Raw genomic sequence first — 18459 nt, 5'->3', positions numbered from 1 at the left:
TGTTAGTTTGCTGAGCTGACCTCAGCGGCGAACCTGTGTGGCGCACGAGCATGAACGCGACACGCGAGCGCGTGAGTGAACGCGGCAGGACACGCGTACAAGAGAGCGCGACACGAGAGCGAGCGGAGCGGACTCAGCCATGGGACGAGCGCAAGAGAGACGAGCGCGGCAGCACGGTGGCCGCCGCGCGGCGGCCATGCCCTCGTTCGGAGGGAAGCCCCGCCGCACCGGCATACGCCGGTTCGTGAACTGGAAGACGATCCTCGGCACCTTCCTGGGCGTCTGCCTACTTGGCATGGGCGCCTTCATCGTGCTCTACATGGTCGTCTCCATACCTCAGGGCAACGCGGACGCACAGCGTCAGAGCAACATCTACAAGTACAGCGACGGCAGCACGCTCGCCCGGACCGGCAAGGTCAACCGAGAGATCGTCGGCCTGGACAAGGTGCCCCAGGACGTCCAGAAGACCTTCGTCGCCGCGGAGAACAAGTCCTTCTACAAGGACTCCGGCGTCGACCTCAAGGGCACGGCCCGCGGTCTGATCAACACTCTGTCCGGCAAGGGCAAGCAGGGTGGTTCGACGATCACCCAGCAGTACGTCAAGAACTACTACCTCACCCAGGACCAGACCGTCACGCGCAAGCTGAGGGAACTGGTCATCTCGCTGAAGCTGGACCGCCAGCAGTCCAAGGACGACATCCTCGCGGGCTACATCAACACCAGCTACTACGGCCGCAACTCCTACGGCATCCAGGCGGCGGCCCAGGCGTACTACGGCAAGGACGCGAGCCAGCTCTCGGTCGAGCAGGGCGCGTACCTCGCCTCGCTGCTCCAGGCCCCGAGTCAGTACGACTGGGGTGTCGCCACGGACACCGGCAAGCGGCTGGTCACGGCCCGCTGGAACTACACCCTCGACAACATGGTCGAGGAGGGCTGGCTGCCCGCCGCCAAGCGCGCGACCATGAAGTTCCCGATCCCGCAGGACCCCAAGGGCGTGCCCGGCATGGAGGGCCAGACCGGCTATCTGGTGGACGCGGCCAACAGCGCGCTGGCCAACCGGCTCGTGGCCCAGGGCGCCGCCGCCGACTACGAGGACGCCAAGGCGCTGGTCGACGCGGGCGGCTGGACGGTCACGCTCAACATCGACAAGAAGAAGCAGACGCAGCTGGAAGTCGCCGTCAAGACGAAGCTCACCGGCAAGCTGGACGCCAAGAATCGCACGGTCGACGGTGACGTCGAGGGCGGGGCGGTCTCCGTCAGTCCCAAGACCGGCAAGGTCGTGGCGATGTACGGCGGCGAGGACTACTTCAAGCACTACGTGAACAACGCGACGCGCCGCGACTACCAGCCGGCCTCTACCTTCAAGCCGCTGATCTTCGCGGCGGCCCTGGACGAGCAGGCCAAGACGCAGGACGGCCAGGACATCACGGCGGACACGGTCTACGACGGCACCAGCGGTCGCTCCGTCGAGGGCAGCAGCATCGGCTTCGCACCGCCCAACGAGGACGACCAGAACTACGGCGACGTCACCGTCCAGACCGCGATGAACAAGTCCATCAACTCCGTCTTCGCGCAGATGGGCGTCGACGTCGGAATGGACGAGGTCCTCAAGGTCGCCGGCAAGCTCGGCATGGACACCAAGGGCATGCAGGCGGTGCCCGCGCAGACCCTCGGCACCATGGGCGCGAGTCCGATGGAGATGGCCGGCATCTACGCGACCCTCGACAACCACGGCCGGAAGGTCACCCCGGCCATCGTCGCCTCGGCCGAGCACAAGGACCGCTCGGTCGACTTCCCAAACCCGATCGGCGACCAGGTCATCAGCAGTGAGGCGGCCGACACCGTCACCTCGGTGCTCACCGGCGTGGTCAACGACGGTACGGCCCAGGTCTCGGTGGCCCAGGCGGTCGACCGCAACGGCCAGCAGGTAGCGGGCAAGACGGGTACGTCCGACAACAACAAGTCGGCCTGGTTCACCGGGTACACGCCGAACCTGGTCACCTCGGTCGGTCTGTTCGGAGAGGTCCCCAAGGACCGCAAGGACGCCGAGGGCAAGGTGGTCAAGCAAGGTACGCAGGTGTCCCTGAAGGGCGCCGCGGGCGGTGGCCGTGTCAACGGCGGTGGGTTCCCGGCCCAGATATGGGCGGCGTACACCTTCAACGCGATGGGCGGCGTCACCACGTTCGAGCTGGACACCACCCAGGGCGCGGCGATGGCGCCCAGCACCACGCCGACGATCAGCGAGACGCCGAGCGAGACGCCGTCGCAGACCCCGACCACCGAGCCGCCGACGATCGAGACGCCCACCACCAGCGCCCCGCCGACCCCGACCTCCGAGCCCCCGACCACCCCGGCGACGACACCGGCGACCACGTCACCGACCCCGACCGACGAGATCACGCCAGAGGACCCGTTCAACCCGCTCAACCAGCAGTAATCGTCAAAACGGCCCACCAGGGCCTAAGGAAAAGGGCGCCCGGTGACCCACCGGGCGCCCTTTTCGTGCCAACCGGACCGAAGCTCATGGTCGAGATGGTCGCGTATATCTGAAGGATTCCCTCCATGGGGCGATTTATTCCCGGGCGATTATCGGCCACAAAGGCCGAAACTTTAAAGTTCTATGAGAAATTCATTGACTCGGGTTGGGTGTCTGTTCCATTCTCCCGTCAACGGGGAGGGGATCTTGGCGACACCTTGCGCTGCGCACTGACCGGCTGACCGCGCTCAATTCTTGTCTGAATCAGCGAACTGCGAAATCGGTGTGCGGCTCTCAGGCATGCCCGGATTGTGGTCAAGGTGCCCTTTCCCTTTCAGGGCTCTCGTAGTGCGGGAGCCATGTGAGAAGGGGATGTTTTGAGACTCTGCAGACGAATGCGGGCACGGCTGGCCGCGTTGGCGGCCGGTGCGTTACTCGCCGGACTTACGCAGTCCGTGGCCTGGGCCGATCCACCGGCACCGACGTCTTCCGCCACGAAGGCGGCGACCGGGGCTCAGCGTGACGCGGTGCCGTCGGCCGAGCGGGCCGCGGTGCTGGGCAAGGGGTGGCAGGCGTCCGGCGATGTGGCGTGGACGACCTCGGGGGACGCGGACGGCTTCCATCTCCTGACCGCCGGTAAGAAGGACGGATACAGCTGGCGCACCATCGCGTCGCTTTCCGAGCCGGGATTCGACGCCGACGCCTGGATCGGCAACACCTGCGTCACCGGTTCGGGTAAGCGGGCGGTTGTGGTCTATGCGCCGCGTACCTTCACCAACAAGCCCCAGCTGATGGCTCGGGGCGGGTTCACCGCGGTGGTCGATCTGGCTTCCGGCCGGGTGACGAAGCTGGACCTGAAGGCGTCGCTGTCCTACTACAACCCGGGCTGCGGACCTGGTGAGACGGTGATCCTGACCCAGTCCGGTGGTGAGGACCGGCCCGGCACCCGCCTGTTCCGGCTGGACGCCTCAACAGGCGGAATCGGCAAGCCGATCCCGGTCAAGGGGCAGGTCACCTCGGCCGTCCCGGCCGCCGACGGTTCCATAGCCGCGGCCTCCGGCGCGGAGGTCATCAAGGTCGACGCCAGGGGCGGGCGCACGGCTCTCGCCCGTACCGACGGTGTGCCCTACCGCCTGACGCCCGACGGCGACGGGGGGATCACCTTCCTCGACAAGCGCGGTGCCACGTCCAAGGTGAAGCGCATCACGGCCGGTGCCGTCGCGCACCCCAACGTACGCACCACGCGGGCGACCGTGCTGGCCCGGGGCCTCGCCACCGAGACCGGACTGACCCGCAGTGCGGGCACCGTGTATGTGACGGGCACGACCAGGCCGACCGGGATCCGCACGCCGGCCACGGTGAAGAGGCTCGCGTCGACGCCGAAGGACGTCACCGTCTCCACACGCGGTGAGGCCGTCCTGACCCACACGGCCTGGGCCGACGGCAAGGGCACGCTGCTGCAGCCCGGCGAGGCCACCGGGGCCCGTACGGTGAGGACGTCCCTGACCACCCGCGCCACCGGACGCGAGGTGTCCTTCACCGTCGATCCGGCGCATCGGGTGTCGGCGTACGCGGGCCAGGGCCGTGCCGCGTCCCCGGGACTGCTGTCCGGTTCCGGGGGCAGCGCCAGGACGTCGGTGGCCGCGACGGCCGCCGGTGACCCGAGCGACCCGGTGGAGGCGGAGCGCACCTGCTCCGTGCCGCGCAACGATGTGCGCAACCAGGCCATGCAGCCCAAGCCGCGGCAGGTGGAGTGGGCGGTCGACATGGCGGTCAAGGGCTTGCTGAACACGCACATTTCGCGCCCCGCGAACTGGAAGAACCTGGGCATGCCCGCGTACATGCCGCAGTCACTCTTCCTGAACCCGGCGCTCGACGGGGGCGGCCGCGCCATGGCGCAGGTCATGCTCGGGGTGACCACCCAGGAGTCGAACATGTGGCAGGCCGGCCGGGAGGCCGTGCCCGGGGTCACCGCCAGCCCGCTGATCGGCAACTACTACGGCATCAACCTCTACGACGGCGACCCCAGCAACGACTGGGACGTCGACTTCGCCAAGGCGGACTGCGGTTACGGCATCACGCAGATCACCGACCACATGCGGATGGCCGGCCGCGAGGACGGCCACGGCGGTGCGGCCTGGGACTACCAGAAGCAGCGGGCCGCCGCGCTGGACTACACCGCCAACATCGCCGCGGGCCTGCAGACCCTCGTCTCCAAGTGGAACGAGACCCGCGCCGCCGGCGTGATCGCCAACCACGGCACCAGCGGCCGGCCGGAGAACTGGTACTTCGCCCTGTGGGCGTACAACTCCGGCTTCCACCCCAACGCCGGTGACGGCTCGCCGTGGGGACTGGGCTGGGCCAACAACCCCGCCAATCCCGAATGGGACGCCGGACGGCTGCCGTTCATGGAGAACGCGGCCGGCGGCGAGGACGCCAGCGCCGCGGCCCGCCCGCAGAACTGGCCCTACCAGGAGAAGGTCCTCGGCTTCGCCGCCCACCCGCCCTCCTTCCTGGAATCGCCCGGCACGCTGGTCCCCGCGTTCCGCCCCGCCACCTGGAACGGCACCAACTCGGCCGTCACCGTCAAGGGCAGCGCGCTCTACAACCGGGCCCACCTCAAGGCGCCCGAGGACGCCTTCTGCGACTCCTCCAACAGCTGCGACCCGAGCCGGATCTCCGACGGCGCCTCCAACGACACCGCGAGCAGCGGTCCCTGCGGCCGTGACGACGTCAAGTGCTGGTGGAACAAGCCGGTGACGTGGAAGACCGACTGCGTCGACACCTGCGGATACGAGTTCGTCCGCTTCGGTGACACCGCGCCCGAAGAGCCCGACGGCACGGCGTATCCGCCGAACTGCAGCACCAGCGGCCTGCCGGACGGCGCCCTCATCATTGACGACGTCCCCGCCGACACCCCCGTCGTCCGAGTGGGCTGCAGCAACTCCTGGACGAACTCCGGCACCTTCAGCTTCAACTTCGCCAACAACTCGGTCGAGACCGTCTACCCGGCCAAGGTCGACCTCCACCAACTGGGCGCGGGCTTCGGTGGCCACTTCTGGTTCGGTCACACGCGCGCGGACGACGCCAAGGGCCAGCGGCTGAAGATCACCGGAACCTGGCAGCTGAACAAGTCGCTGAACAGCACGGCGAAAGTGTGGGTCCACATCCCCGACCACGGGGCGCAGACGAAGTACGCGAGATACGAGGTCGACAACGGACGGTGGACCAGTCGGCGGACCATCTCGCAGGTCGGGTCGAGCAACCGTTGGGTGTCTCTCGGAGCGTTCCGTTTCAGCGGTGTTCCCAAGGTCCGTCTGACGACCATCACGCCGGACGGGACCGGCGACGAGGACATCGCATTCGACGCCGTGGCCATCCACCCGGGCGACTACGCGGTCAACGGCACCGAGTTGTCCCTGCCCGCCGCGAATCCCAACGCTGCGGACATCGACTACACACAGCAGGAGGTGGTGGAAACGCCCCACGCGGGTTCGGCCGCCCTTGCGCAGCAGCGGTCCGGGATCCCGCCGAGCAAGTGCACGTCCGTTCCGTCGCAGAAGGGCGTGCGAATGTGCCTTGGATTCGGCAAGCCGAGTCCGGGTAAATCACCCTTCGCGCGGAATTCGTCCAACCTCCGCGCCCCGGAGCTCGATCTGGTCCCGTGGTGCAAGAACCGTGTACACAATTCATTCAATCGGTTCGAGGGGTGCATGCAGGACAGCAGTCCGCTCATTGCGACCTTCATCAACAGTGACGGAGAGCCGATCGGTGAAGTCCACTGGGCCATGCAACGGCAGATCAAGCTCTATCCGGATGACGATCTGATCCGGGAAGTCCTGAAGATCATTCCGGTCCGGATGGATCCAAAGATCTCATCCGTCTCCCTCAAGTGGTTCACGGACTGCTATCCCGCGTGCACGTCCGACCCACCGCTCTTCAACGGATCCACCACATGGACACAGGGCGACGAGCACACGACGGAGGCCCTCTTCACCCATCAGTCACGGCAGCTGTAGTTCGTGACTCGTGAGGTTCCTGTCATGCGATGGCCACTGCTGTGACGTTGTTCCAGCGGCGGTGGCAGGCCGTCGCGCGATGCTGGTGTCGGCGACGCCAGTTCGACCAGCGCAGGGCGTGTGCCGGATCGGTGTCCTGGCGGGGCCTTGGCAGGGCGAAGACCCGCAATAGCGCGAGGAGTTCGCGCGGGCTGACGGGCACCATGGCCAACTCGTCGTCGGAGTTGGCGGGGTGGGCGCGTTGCCGCTCGTGGAGGGCGCCGACGGCCAGAAGTGCGTAGGCGATCATTGACATGAGGCTCCAGCGGTGCCAGGACGTCCAGCAGGTGACCTGGCCGGTGTCGAGGTGGGCCAGGCCCTTGGCTCCCTGGAAGTCCTCCTCGACCCGCCACCTGCGGCAGACCGCGCTGACCAGCACCGATATCGGCTGCGGGTCGGGGTGCCAGGTCCGGTAGAAGGAAAGGGTGCCGGTGCGGCGGTGGCGTCGGACCAGGACCTGGCTGTGCCCGGCGGCCTGTCCGGGCGGCGCATCGTCGGGGTTCACGTCGATCATCGCCCAGTCGTAGAGCCGCTCGGCCTTGGTGCCATGGCCGGTCCTCAGCCGCATCCAGGCCCGCTTCGGCACCCGCTCCAGCAGCGCGGTGACCTTCTTCTTCCCGGCGCCCGGGGTGGTGACCCGGTGGCTGGTGGGTACCGCGATCGCGTAGCCGTAGCCCAGCGCACGGATCCGCGCACGCAACTCCCGTCCACCGTAGACCTCGTCGGCGGCCACCCACGCGGTGTGCACCCCCGAGGCGTGGGCGTCCTCCAGCATGTCGCCGGCCAGTTGCGGCTTGGTGGCGAACACCCTCTCGTCGGGCACCCCGACCAGCTCACGGCGCTCGTCGTCCGCCGCCCATGCCTCGCCCAGGTACAGCCGACGGTCGACCAGCGCGTGCCCCTCGGCACTCACGTAGGAGAGGTGTACCGCGACCTGGCACAGCCCGATCCCGCCCAGCGCCCCGGAGTACTGCCGGGCCGCGCCGACCGCGTCGAGGGACGACTTCTCATCGCCCGTCTCGTCCACCACCAACATCACCTCCTCTCGCCGAGTTGCTCCACCGTCCAGGCCGCGACCGACCGGCGGACTGCCTCGGTGTCGAAGCGGGCCCTCGACAAGAAGTGCTGCAGGACATGCGGACCGCTGTGGCCGATCGCCTCGGCCAACGACCAGCAGTTCGCCGATTCCTTGACCATCAGCAGCCCAGAGACCATGTTCCGGCAGGTCAGCCGGGTCTCCCGGCGCGGGAAGCAGCTCGCGAACCGGCCCATCAACCCCTCGAACAACCCGTCCCACCCGGCGTGTACTACCGTGGCCTGCGCGGCCACCGCTTCTTGATTCTTCGTCACACAAGATCACGATGCCGGTGGCCGTACCCCTGCCGCAGGCACCCCACCCACCACGCTGGCCAGCGGCGATGCCTCACGCCTCACGAACTACAGCTGCCGTGTCAGTGGACCGGCTCGACCTTCGACGCCATGAAGGTCGACTGGCTCATCACCGGCTCCTCGCCCCAGGCGGCCAACGAGTCGACGGCGTGGATCCAGGACGAGGACTTCGACATTCGCTGCGACGCCATGGTCGGCTCCTTCCGGGGGTGCGTGTTCCCGGCGTACGTCCCGTCCTTCACGGTGAACACGGCGAAGTACCCGTCGGCGAGCGCCCTGTACTGGGTCCTCAAGACCAAACTCAGGACCCACCCGGGCAGCGAGGCGGACAACAGCCCCCTCCACCGCCTGGCGGACACCAGTGCCCAGGACGGCAATCGGCGCCGCATGTGCCAGAACGTGAGCGCCAAGTTCGATCCCCACCCCGACACACCCGATACGACGTGCGACGAGTATCCCTTCGCCGCGTCGCGGGAAAGCGGGGGCCAGATCTCCGGCCTGACGGGAGACCAGTGCGCGCAGTTCTACGCATTCACTGACAACGGGCACTGGGTTCTCCGCGACGACGACAGGGTCGGTCCGGTGACCTGGGACGAACCCTGCGGGCGGGGGAACATCCCAGGCGAACAGAACGAGGGTGCCGGTGGCGACCTCGGAAGATTCACGCAGGACGACCGTCTGCTGGACGGCGATCCCTATTGGGTGGACACACCAGGGTTCGAGGACTGCGCGACGAACACGTTCTGTGAGATCCGTCTGCCATAGGTGAGGCGGTGCGGTAGAGGTCGGGTCCGGAACAGGCTTCGTTCTGTCTCGGGCCCGACCGACGCTCAGCTGGAGAGCCGGGTGCCCATCAGTTCACCCTGCGCGACGAGATCCCGTGGAAGGGTGAGACCGAAGGCCTGCTCGGCGACAGCCAGCATGGCCCGTCGGGTGTTCACATCCTCGGTCTCCAGCGACATCAGGCCTACGCGCTCCATGTGAGGCAGCAAGATGTCGCGATCCGTCCCCGACCGGATATGCGGCGTGTCCGCGTCGAAGCGGCAGACGATGTCCCCGTCGCGCGCGTAAGTCAGCGTCTTCGTCGCCTTTGCCGTGATGGTCACCACGACGGCTTCGGTACCGGCGGAGACCGCGCGGACGACGGCGCTCTTGCCGCCATGGTTCCCCCAGCTCTCCACCGCGAAAGCCCAGTCCTTTGTCTCCCCGAAACGGACGACGGGGCCGGCGTCGCGGTCCTTGAGTTCCAGCCGCTCGGCCTGCGGGCGGGTAAGAGGAGAAACGGAACACGGATCGCCGCCCATCCGCGTCACCAGTTCATCGTGCGACAACGCGCGTGCGAATGTCACGCTAAAGCCCAGTTCGAATACGTCTGGCAGCCACTGAATGCCGTCGTTGGTCATCGTTCCCCAGGGAGTTGTCGTGAGCCCCGTGCTCCCCGAGGGAACTCGCCGGAGCGCCGCGGTGTCAAGTGACTCCGAGTGTTCCAAAGCGATCCGCCGCTGGGTGGATATCGGAGTGCCGTAGCGGTGCATTCCGGGCCGGCCGCCGAATACCGCTCCGCTGTCGAGTCACTGCCGGACAAGATGCCGGACGCCGTCCGTCCCCTGGGCGTATTCGCCCCGGAGCCCCTGCCGGTCACGATGTCGATGAGACGTCAGGTCTCCAGGGATTCGAGTGTCTCCTGGAACATCTCGGACAGGCTCTTCCAGCGCACGACCCCCCACAGTTCCAGATCCTGGTCGATCTCCAGGACGGCGCCGTACGTCGGCCCCTCGCGATGGTCCACGACCAGCTGCGTGCCGACGTGTGTACTGCTGATGGGCACCCATTTCACATGAGCCGTCCGGCCCACGACGAAGTCCGCGTTGTCGTCCTCCTGGCTCCACGCCACGTCCTGCTCCATGTCCCGCTGGCCGAGCATCCTGCGCTCGGCGTCGACCGGATAGTGGCCGCCCGGAATGAAGCCGCCGGGGCCGCTGTGCCGGAAGTGGGTCGACACGCCGTTGTGATGCTCCAGCCACGTCCGGATCTCCGGGACGAGCGAGAACCTGTTCTCGGTGATCGCATCGATCTCCGACGCCGTCGCGGGCGGGTTCAACGTGCCGAAATCATCCGGCACGTTGACTTCCAGCCACCGGTCGAGACGGTTCAGTACGTCTTGAAGCTGCACGGTTCGGCCTCACGTCTGGATGCTGCCTCCCCTACAACACCACAAGCGCGTGGCGCCCGAGGTGGAGTCGGATCGATTCCACCTCGGGCGCCACGCGCTGAATGCCCCGGCGCTCAGCCTCCGTTGACGTCGTGGGCGATCCGGTCGCCCAGTTCCTTGTCGATGTTGCGCCAGTACTGCAGGGCGCGGTCCAGGACCGGGCGGGAGACGTCCGCCTTCAGATGGCCGCTGACGTTCGAGACCAGGCGGTCGCGGGCCGCGTCGTCGAGGACCTGGCGGACCATCGTGCCCGGCTGGCCCCAGTCGTCGTCCTCGCTGTGCAGCTTGTAGGCCTCGCGCACCAGCTCGCCCGTGGCCTCCCAGCTCGCCGGGTCGCCGAAGCGCGAGAAGTCGGCCGCCGGGCCGCCGTAGGAGTTGGGCGCGTACGGGCGGGCCGCCTGCGACGGCTCGTAGCGCATCGGGCCGTCCTTGGCGTACGAGTTCATCGGGGCGTGCGGCCGGTTCGGCGGCAGCTGGGCGTAGTTCGGGCCGATCCGGTACCGGTGTGTGTCCGGGTAGGAGAACAGCCGGCCGAGCAGCATCTTGTCCGGTGACGGGCCGATGCCCGGGACCAGGTTGGACGGTTCGAAGGCGGCCTGCTCGATGTGGATGAAGTAGTCCTCGGGGTTCCTGTCGAGGGTCATCCGGCCGACGTCGATCAGCGGATAGTCCCCGTGCGGCCAGACCTTGGTCAGGTCGAAGGGGTTGAAGCGGTAGTCCGCGGCGTCCTCGAACGGCATGATCTGGACCTTCAGGCTCCAGGTCGGCGCGTTCCCGGACTCGATCGCCTTGTAGAGGTCCATGCGGTGCAGATCCGGGTCTGTACCGGCCAGCTCGTCGGCCTCCGCCTGGGTGAGGAAGTCGATGCCCTGGTCGGTCTTGAAGTGGTACTTCACCCAGAACCGCTCACCGGCGCCGTTGATCCACATGTAGGTGTGGGAGCCGTAGCCGTTCATGTTGCGGTAGGTCTTCGGGATGCCCCGGTCGCCCATCAGATAGGTCACCTGGTGCGCCGACTCGGGCGAGAGCGTCCAGAAGTCCCACTGCATGTCGTTGTCGCGCAGCCCGTTGTCGGGGCGGCGCTTCTGCGAGCGGATGAAGTCCTGGAACTTGATCGTGTCACGGACGAAGAAGATCGGTGTGTTGTTGCCCACCAGGTCGTAGTTGCCCTGCTCGGTGTAGAACTTGAGCGCGAAGCCGCGTGGGTCGCGCCAGGTGTCGGGCGAACCCTGTTCGCCGGCCACGGTGGAGAAACGGGCCAGCATCTCGGTGCGTTTGCCCGGCTGGAAAAGGTCGGCCTTGGTGAACTGGCTGACGTCATTCGTTACTTCGAAGAATCCGTACGCGCCACTGCCCTTGGCGTGCACCACACGCTCAGGGACCCGCTCCCGGTTGAACTGGGCCATCTTCTCGATCAGGTAGTGGTCCTGGAGCAGGATCGGGCCGTCTCGGCCGACGGTCAGCGAGTGTTCGTCGCTCTCCACCGGAATACCGACGTTGTTCGTGGTGTACGGAGTCTTCTGGGGTGCCTGCGTCACGAGCGTCCTCCCGTCACGAAAAAGGGTGGTTTGGTCGCTTCGCTCACTTCAGCAGTCAACTCCGCCGACGGGATGTCGGCAACCGGGCTGCCGTGGGGCGAGGTGGATCGCGTACCCCCTCGGCCCCCGGTCCATTCAGCCCCGGTTCAACTCGAACCAGACCACCTTTCCGGTGCTCAGCCGCGTGGCGCCCCACCGTCTGGCCAGTTTGTTGACCAGGTAGAGGCCACGCCCGCCCTCGTCCGTGGCACGCGCCTGCCGCAGCCTGGGCAGCTGAGGCACGTCGTCGCCGACCTCGCAGCGCAGCACGTCCGTACGCAGCAGCCGCAGCGTCACCGGGCGTGACGCATAGCGCACGGCGTTGGTGACGACCTCGCTGACCAGCAGCTCCACGGAGTCGCTCATGTCCTCCATGCCCCAGCGGGACAGTGCCCGGCGGGCCAGGCGCCGGGCCCGCCCCGGAGCCGCGTCCTCCGGCTCGAGGAACCAGTACGCCACATCGCTCGGCGCGATCCCGTCGAAGCGGGCGGCGAGCAGCGCGATGTCGTCGTCCCGGTCGCCCGGACCGAGCATGTCGAGCACCTCGTCGCAGAGCGCTTCCAGCGGCGGCGGATGGTCCGGGCCGGTGAGCTGTGCGGTGGCGGCGAGCTTCTCGCGCAGCTGCTCTATGCCCGTCCACACGTCCCTGAGCCGCGACTCGACCAGCCCGTCCGTGTACAGCAGGAGCGTCGCCCCGGCGGGCGCGTCCAGCTCCACCGCCTCGAAATCCACTCCTCCTACGCCGATGGGGGCGCCCGGCGGCACCCGCAGCACCTCGGCCCGGCCGCCCAGGTGCAGCAGCACCGGCGGCGGATGGCCCGCGTTGGCGATGGTGATCCGGTGCGCGACCGGGTCGTAGACGGCGTACAGACAGGTCGCCATGCGGTCGGTGCCCAGGCGCTGGGCCTGCTCGTCCAGGTGGTGCAGCACCTCCTGCGGGGGCAGGTCGAGCCCGGCGAGGGTCTGCGCGGTGGTGCGCAGCTGACCCATGATCGCGGCCGAGGTCATCGAGTGGCCCATGACGTCACCGACGACGAGGGCGACACGGCTGCCGGGCAGCGGGATCGCGTCGTACCAGTCGCCGCCGACCCGCGCGGTCTCCGCGGCCGGCAGATAGCGCGAGGCCAGCCGTACGCCGGTGGGGCGCGGCAGCGTCTCGGGCAGCATGGTGCGCTGGAGCTCGTCGGCGATATAGGCCTCGCGGCCGTACAGCACCGCCTTGTCGATACCGAGCGCGCTGTGCGTGGCGAGCTGGGCCGCGACCAGCAGATCGTCGGTCTCGAACGCCATCCGCTCGGGGCGGCGCACGAAGAGCGCCGCGCCGATCACCCGGCGCCGCCCGCGCAGCGGGGCGAGGATCGCGCGCTGGCCGGTGGGCACGATCAGGTCGTCGCCGAGCAGCTCGGGCAGCGCGGCCCGGGCGGCGGGCGCGTCCGCGAAGACCGGGCGCACGCCGCGCAGCACCTCGGCGAGGGCGCCGCCGGGGCGCACCTCGCACAGCTCGGCCGTCATCGCCGACAGCTCGTTCGGCTCCGGCCGCAGCGCGGGCATGAAGCCGTTCTCGGTGTCCCGCTCCTCGGGGATCCGGTCGGTGCGCCGCAGTCGCAGCACGAGGGGCCCGGTGGGCCGCTCGTCGCCGACCGGCAGCGGGTCGCGCAGATAGACGAGGATCGCGTCCGAGAAGGTCGGCACGGTGGCCCGGCACAGACCCATGACGATCTCGTCCAGGTCGATGCCGCGGGCGATCCGCCGGGTCGCCGCGCCCACGAAGCGCAGCCGGTCCCCGTCACGCCGCATCGGCATGGGGCCGGCGTGCGGCAGCCCCTGCCCGGTACGCCGGTCCGTGCCCGCGGAGTTTCCGGACGGCCGGTCCCCCTCCGCGCCCGGCTGGGCAGGGATGCTTTCGGGAGCCGGGCGCGGGCGGTGCGCGTCGGGCTCGCTGGCCGAGAGCTGGGAGTGCTCGGGCCCGGGGGCGGCGGGCGGCGACGTGGATGCGCCGGTGCCGGAGGGCGACGGCGTGTCGGTGCTCGCCGAGGCCTGGGTGCCGGACGATCCGTGCTGGCCGCGGTGCGCGCTCGGAGTGGAACCGGTGGATGCGTCGCCGGTGCGGGCGGGTTGCGCGGGTAATGCGCCGGGCGCGCGCAGCGGCTCCGGGGTATGCAGGAGCGCCCCGCGGGGGTCCGCAGGGGTGGAGGGCCGGCCGGCGCCGCTCTGGCGGCGCTCGTGCGAGGTGGGGTGCTCCGTCACGCGTGTCGAATCCATCCGTCCGGGGCTGCGCGCCGTGCGTGCAGTTCGTCCCGCAGCCCCGATACCCGGAATGTGTGTCCCGGGAACGGAATCTGCGTGTCGTCAGGACGGGGCCTGCCCGTCGCCGACGTGAACACCGTCGTCGGGCCGAACGCCCTGTGCGGCCCGGCGGGCCGTCCGCCGACCGTACCGCTGTGGCCCTCGTACCCCTCGCTCACGTCCTGCCGCCCCTCGGTGACGTATGGTCAAGCTCGGCGCATGCTGCGGGAGTTGCTGCTGTGCTCCCACCCGCCTCCCGGCCACCGCCCTCAATGACGATGCTGTGCACCGGCCTTGATTATTTGATGCGGAGGACGATCCTACGGTTGTACCACGGGGGCGCAGCAAGGGTCTCACGAGGACACGTGCGCGGGCGTACGGTCCCAGTCATCCGGCAGGGACGGAACCGGCCAGGCGGGATCCGGACGCCAGTGCTGCCAGCCGTCCGAGAACGGCGCACCCCAGGCACGGATCACCTCCACCGCGGAGTGCCCTGCTTCTCTTACCTGTGCGGCCAGTTGAGTATCCATCAATCCGGCCCGTTGCGCCTGTGCGAACTCGTCTTCGTCGAGCCAGCGCCAACTGCGGTCCGGGTGCACGGAGATGTCCAGGAAGTGATCCTCGGAGTCGACCCCGCCCTCCCAACGGGCGAGTGGCGCCTCCAGGTTCACGTACCAGTTCTTGAACCGCCAGCCCGGCTCCCAGAACAGCCACACCGACCAGGGCTCGCCGGGCCGCGCCAGCTTCAGCACTCCGGTGCCGAACCAGCGGTCCCGCTGCACCGTTCGCGCCTTTGTGTAGCGGGACTCCAGCGGTTCTCCGTGCACCGGTGTGCCGTCGGCGAGCACGGGCTTCACACACTCCGTGCCGGGCGCCATCCACACCGCGAGCAGTTCCTCGTCGTCGCGTACGACGGTCACGGGGCGGCAGATGTGGAGGCGCTCACCGGCGTTCTCCCGGTACCGCCACAGGATGTGACTCCCGGGGGCCCAGTACACCGTCGACCCGCCCGCCGCCACTCGCCTCACCGCTCCACCCTCTGCCATGACCAGATATTAGGTGCCCCAGGCATACGACGCTGCGGTACGCGTCACGGTTCGCGCCAAGGAGCGAATGACGTAACGGAGGCGTCATCCAACGGCTTCCAAGGTCATACGGGGAGTGGACGCCGTTTACGGATGCGTCATCCTCAGGACATCGAGCGCCTCGTCCAGCTGCTCCAGGGTGAGGTCACCACGCTCCACGTACCCGGATTCCAGGACGACCTGGCGGATCGTGCGGCGTTCCGCCAGTGCCTTCTTGGCCACCTTGGCGGCCTCCTCGTAGCCGATGTACTTGTTGAGCGGTGTCACGACCGACGGCGAGGACTCGGCGTACTCGCGGGCTCGTTCGCGGTGGGCGACGATCCCGTCGACGGTGCGGTCGGCGAGCAGGCGCGAGACGTTGGTGAGCAGGCGGATGGACTCCAGGACGTTCTTCGCGATGACCGGAAGCATGACGTTCAGCTCGAAGTTGCCGGCGGCCCCGGCGACGGCGACCGTCGCGTCGTTGCCCATCACCTGGGCCGCGACCATCAGCACCGCCTCGGGGATGACCGGATTCACCTTGCCGGGCATGATCGAGGAACCGGGCTGGAGGTCGGGCAGGCTGATCTCGGCCAGCCCGGTGCGCGGCCCGGACGCCATCCACCGCAGATCGTTGGCGATCTTCGTCAGCCCGACCGCGATGGTCCGAAGCTGCCCGCTCGTCTCGACGATCCCGTCCCGTGCGCCCTGCGCCTCGAAGTGGTCACGGGCCTCGGTGAGCGGCAGCCCGGTGGCCCGTGCCACCTCCGCGATGACGGCGGCCGAGAACCCGGGCGGTGTGTTGATCCCGGTGCCCACGGCGGTCCCGCCCAGCGGCAGTTCGGCGAGCCGGGGCAGCGCGGCCCGGAGGCGCTCGACGCCGTACCGCACCTGCGCCGCATACCCCCCGAACTCCTGTCCGAGCGTCACGGGCGTGGCGTCCATGAGATGCGTACGCCCCGACTTCACGACGTCCGCGAACTCCTCCGCCTTGCGCTCCAGGGCGGCGGCGAGGTGTTCCAGGGCCGGAACGAGATCCCTGGTCACGGCGGCGGTCGCGGCGATGTGGATCGAGGACGGGAACACGTCGTTCGACGACTGCGAGGCGTTCACATGGTCATTGGGGTGTACGTCCCTGCCGAGCCGCTCGGTCGCGAGCGTGGCGATGACCTCGTTCGTGTTCATGTTGGAGGACGTCCCGGAACCCGTCTGGAAGACGTCCACCGGGAAGTGCGCGTCCCAGCGCCCCTCGGCGACCTCGGCGGCCGCCTCCTGAACGGCCTCGGCCACGTCCTTGTCGACCACGCCCAGCTTCGCGTTGACCTTGGCGGCCGCGCCCTTGATCAGAGCCAGCGCCTCGATGTGCGCGCGCTCCAGACGCTGCCCCGAGATGGGGAAGTTCTCCACGGCCCGCTGGGTCTGGGCCCGCCACTTCGCGTCCGCGGGCACCCTGACCTCACCCATGGAGTCGTGCTCGATCCGGTACAGGGCTGCCTGTTCGTCGGCCATCGACGATCACCTCCAGTGGGGACAGCATCGCGGACGTGCCCCGTGTTCCCGGCCAGGCGGCACCCGTTTCCCCGGGCGGTCAGCTCCGTGCGCCACCGAGCGGGCCGGTGCACGCCGACGTCCCGCCGACCTTGGCGCAGGCCTCCGCCCCGAACGGGCTCGACGCGGCCAGCATCGGGCTGCTGTAGCCGTCCGAGGGATCACCCGGGTACGCGGCCGACAGCTCGTCCTGGTCCGATCTGATCGAGATCTCCCGCGCCCCGCCGGTCTTGGTGCGGACCTCGGACCAGACCGTCGCGCACGAGGGGGAGAAACGCAGCAGCACGACCTGCCCGGCGCGCGCGACGGTGCTCTCCGTACGCGCGTCACGGCCGCAGGTCTCCGAGGTCGGGAACTGCCCCTGGCAGCCGTGGCCGCGACAGACGGCGCCCGCGGGGGCCACGGGCTGGTCGGGGTCGAGGACGTCGGCGGCGCCCGCGGTGACCACCACCGTGGCCGCCATCGCCGCGAGGGCGACGACGGCCCGGTTGGGCCCCCGGACGCGCCGGCCCCGAACCGGCGCGTCCGGAACCGCGGCCTGTGGGCCCGGGGCGCCCAGCGCCAGGGTCGCTGCCCTGGACTGGGCCCGGGACGCGGCGTCCCACAGGGAGAGAAGGGGACCCGGGTCGGTGTCCGCCAGGCGGCCGAGCGACTCGACCGCCGAGCGCGGCGGAAACTGATCACCGTTCAGGTAGCGGTGCCAGGTCGACTTGCTGTACGGGGTGACGGAGGCCAGCGCGGCCAGACTCAGTCCCGTCCGCTGCTTGAGGCTCCGCAGCCGCTCCATCAGCAGCTGCTCCTCGTCGAAGTCCTCTGTGTCGAAGCATTCTGTGTCGATATGTTCAGTGCCGATATGTTCTGTGCTAGTACGATCTGTATTGATGCGTCGTGTCTCGTCCAACGAGTCGGGCAGCGGCTGTCTCTTGACCCTCACGTGGCTCTTCCTCTCGCTCCCTCCCCCTGCCGGGGTGACCGCCCTGATGTGTTCCCTCGCGCGGCGCCCGGACACACCCCGATCGCCCGAATGCGAACCGAATATGAAGGGGAGTTGACCTGCTGTTTCGTCAGGGGAGTGGGGTCGTCGGCTGATCGATTTGTCCTACCGGCCGGCGGGCGGACCTCGCCCCGCCGGCCGGCATCGGACCTCAGGGGGCGAGCGGTGGGGTGGTCGTCAGCACCAGCGGACGGCGTGGCTGTTGCGGACGTAGTGGGCGGAGACATAGCCCCGGCCGTGGGCGAGCTTGTACCAGCGCGGGTTGCCCATGACGTAGGAACCGCGCTTCTTGCAGACCAGGGTCACCGCGCGGCCGGCCGGCCGTGAGCCGACGATCCGGTAGCCGGTGCCCGGTCCGGACCGCACGCGCAGACGCATGTGGTGGGTCGTCACCCGGCCCTGGACGTGCCGGGTGTAGTGGTGCCGGGTGAAGTGGCGCCACGCGTGGGTGATCACGTGGTGATGGGGGCGGTGCCTCGCGGCCAGTGGCATGGTGTGCGGGGCGCGCTGGGAGCCGGGGAGGCCGGGGATCGAGAACTGCGGGGACGTCGGGTGCCAACTTGACGTCGCGGCCGACGGGGACACGGTGCCCAGGCCGGGAACGTGTGGGGCGGCCGGGGCGGCGGAGGCGACGGCTGTCACCGGGAAGACGGCGGCAGCCGCGATCGCGGCCACCAGGCCGTTGCGCAAAGTGCGACCAATCATGGGATTTCCCTCCGAGATGACCTGCGGACCACAGGCTGTGATCCGGTCATCACCGAGGGTTTCCGGCAAAGCTCGCAAAAATGCTGTCCCACCCGTTCCTGGGACGAAGTGGGACAGCATCGGGGCGTGGTGGGACGCGTCCGGGCAGGG

Annotated in this window: 11 protein-coding genes and 1 pseudogene; 3 read left to right on the top strand and 9 right to left on the bottom strand. The window is 68.8% G+C overall.

What is annotated here, in order from left to right:
• Positions 1 to 139: 139 nt before the first annotated feature.
• Entirely contained in the window at positions 140 to 2437 is a 2298-nt protein-coding gene (locus OG819_RS07095) for a transglycosylase domain-containing protein (protein ID WP_266648513.1), read from the top strand.
• A 434-nt stretch (positions 2438 to 2871) separates the two neighbouring features.
• Entirely contained in the window at positions 2872 to 6495 is a 3624-nt protein-coding gene (locus OG819_RS07090; protein ID WP_266648512.1) for a NocE, read from the top strand.
• Between the two features lie 22 nt (positions 6496 to 6517).
• On the opposite strand, the pseudogene OG819_RS07085 reads toward OG819_RS07090, so the two are convergent.
• A pseudogene (locus OG819_RS07085) lies at positions 6518 to 7749 on the bottom strand (IS701 family transposase).
• A gap of 264 nt (positions 7750 to 8013) precedes the next feature.
• On the opposite strand from OG819_RS07085, the gene OG819_RS07080 reads away from it, so the two are divergent.
• On the top strand, positions 8014 to 8688 hold the full coding sequence (locus tag OG819_RS07080; RefSeq protein WP_266648511.1) for a hypothetical protein: 675 nt from the start codon (positions 8014 to 8016) through the stop codon (positions 8686 to 8688).
• A 65-nt stretch (positions 8689 to 8753) separates the two neighbouring features.
• Here OG819_RS07080 and OG819_RS07075 read toward each other — a convergent pair whose 3' ends face one another.
• The 8 genes from OG819_RS07075 to OG819_RS07040 form a co-directional block, all read right to left on the bottom strand.
• The gene (locus tag OG819_RS07075) at positions 8754 to 9326 is read right to left on the bottom strand and encodes a DUF6461 domain-containing protein (RefSeq protein WP_266648510.1); all 573 of its coding nucleotides are present in this window, start codon (positions 9324 to 9326) and stop codon (positions 8754 to 8756) included.
• Positions 9327 to 9580: 254 nt separating this feature from the next.
• Complete coding sequence (locus OG819_RS07070) at positions 9581 to 10096, bottom strand: hypothetical protein (RefSeq protein ID WP_266648509.1); 516 nt, start codon at positions 10094 to 10096, stop codon at positions 9581 to 9583.
• A gap of 113 nt (positions 10097 to 10209) precedes the next feature.
• Positions 10210 to 11673, bottom strand: a complete 1464-nt coding sequence (locus OG819_RS07065) for a catalase (RefSeq protein WP_266628201.1) — start codon at positions 11671 to 11673, stop codon at positions 10210 to 10212.
• Between the two features lie 135 nt (positions 11674 to 11808).
• Positions 11809 to 13974 carry a SpoIIE family protein phosphatase gene (locus OG819_RS07060; protein WP_266648508.1) on the bottom strand — a complete coding sequence of 722 codons (2166 nt, stop codon included), beginning with the start codon at positions 13972 to 13974 and terminating at the stop codon, positions 11809 to 11811.
• Between the two features lie 377 nt (positions 13975 to 14351).
• Positions 14352 to 15044, bottom strand: a complete 693-nt coding sequence (locus OG819_RS07055) for a DUF402 domain-containing protein (RefSeq protein ID WP_266648507.1) — start codon at positions 15042 to 15044, stop codon at positions 14352 to 14354.
• 126 nt (positions 15045 to 15170) lie between these two features.
• Positions 15171 to 16571: an aspartate ammonia-lyase gene (locus OG819_RS07050; protein WP_266628205.1), complete on the bottom strand. Its 1401-nt coding sequence runs from the start codon at positions 16569 to 16571 to the stop codon at positions 15171 to 15173.
• Positions 16572 to 16650: 79 nt separating this feature from the next.
• The gene (locus OG819_RS07045; RefSeq protein WP_266648506.1) at positions 16651 to 17397 is read right to left on the bottom strand and encodes an XRE family transcriptional regulator; all 747 of its coding nucleotides are present in this window, start codon (positions 17395 to 17397) and stop codon (positions 16651 to 16653) included.
• 384 nt (positions 17398 to 17781) lie between these two features.
• Complete coding sequence (locus OG819_RS07040; protein WP_266648505.1) at positions 17782 to 18309, bottom strand: SH3 domain-containing protein; 528 nt, start codon at positions 18307 to 18309, stop codon at positions 17782 to 17784.
• Positions 18310 to 18459 lie beyond the last annotated feature (150 nt).

The organism is Streptomyces sp. NBC_01549 (genome assembly GCF_026339955.1).
Lineage (GTDB): Bacteria > Actinomycetota > Actinomycetes > Streptomycetales > Streptomycetaceae > Streptomyces.
This window is presented reverse-complemented; position numbering and strand designations above follow the sequence as displayed.

Excerpts from the sequence above, each read along its gene's own strand:
- OG819_RS07095 (WP_266648513.1), top strand. The coding sequence starts at position 140 with ATGGGACGAGCGCAAGAGAGACGAGCGCGGCAGCACGGTGGCCGCCGC.
- OG819_RS07090 (WP_266648512.1), top strand. The coding sequence starts at position 2,872 with ATGCGGGCACGGCTGGCCGCGTTGGCGGCCGGTGCGTTACTCGCCGGA.
- OG819_RS07080 (WP_266648511.1), top strand. The coding sequence starts at position 8,014 with ATGAAGGTCGACTGGCTCATCACCGGCTCCTCGCCCCAGGCGGCCAAC.
- OG819_RS07075 (WP_266648510.1), bottom strand. The coding sequence starts at position 9,326 with ATGACCAACGACGGCATTCAGTGGCTGCCAGACGTATTCGAACTGGGC.
- OG819_RS07060 (WP_266648508.1), bottom strand. The coding sequence starts at position 13,974 with ATGGATTCGACACGCGTGACGGAGCACCCCACCTCGCACGAGCGCCGC.
- OG819_RS07055 (WP_266648507.1), bottom strand. The coding sequence starts at position 15,044 with ATGGCAGAGGGTGGAGCGGTGAGGCGAGTGGCGGCGGGCGGGTCGACG.
- OG819_RS07050 (WP_266628205.1), bottom strand. The coding sequence starts at position 16,571 with ATGGCCGACGAACAGGCAGCCCTGTACCGGATCGAGCACGACTCCATG.
- OG819_RS07045 (WP_266648506.1), bottom strand. The coding sequence starts at position 17,397 with ATGGAGCGGCTGCGGAGCCTCAAGCAGCGGACGGGACTGAGTCTGGCC.
- OG819_RS07040 (WP_266648505.1), bottom strand. The coding sequence starts at position 18,309 with ATGATTGGTCGCACTTTGCGCAACGGCCTGGTGGCCGCGATCGCGGCT.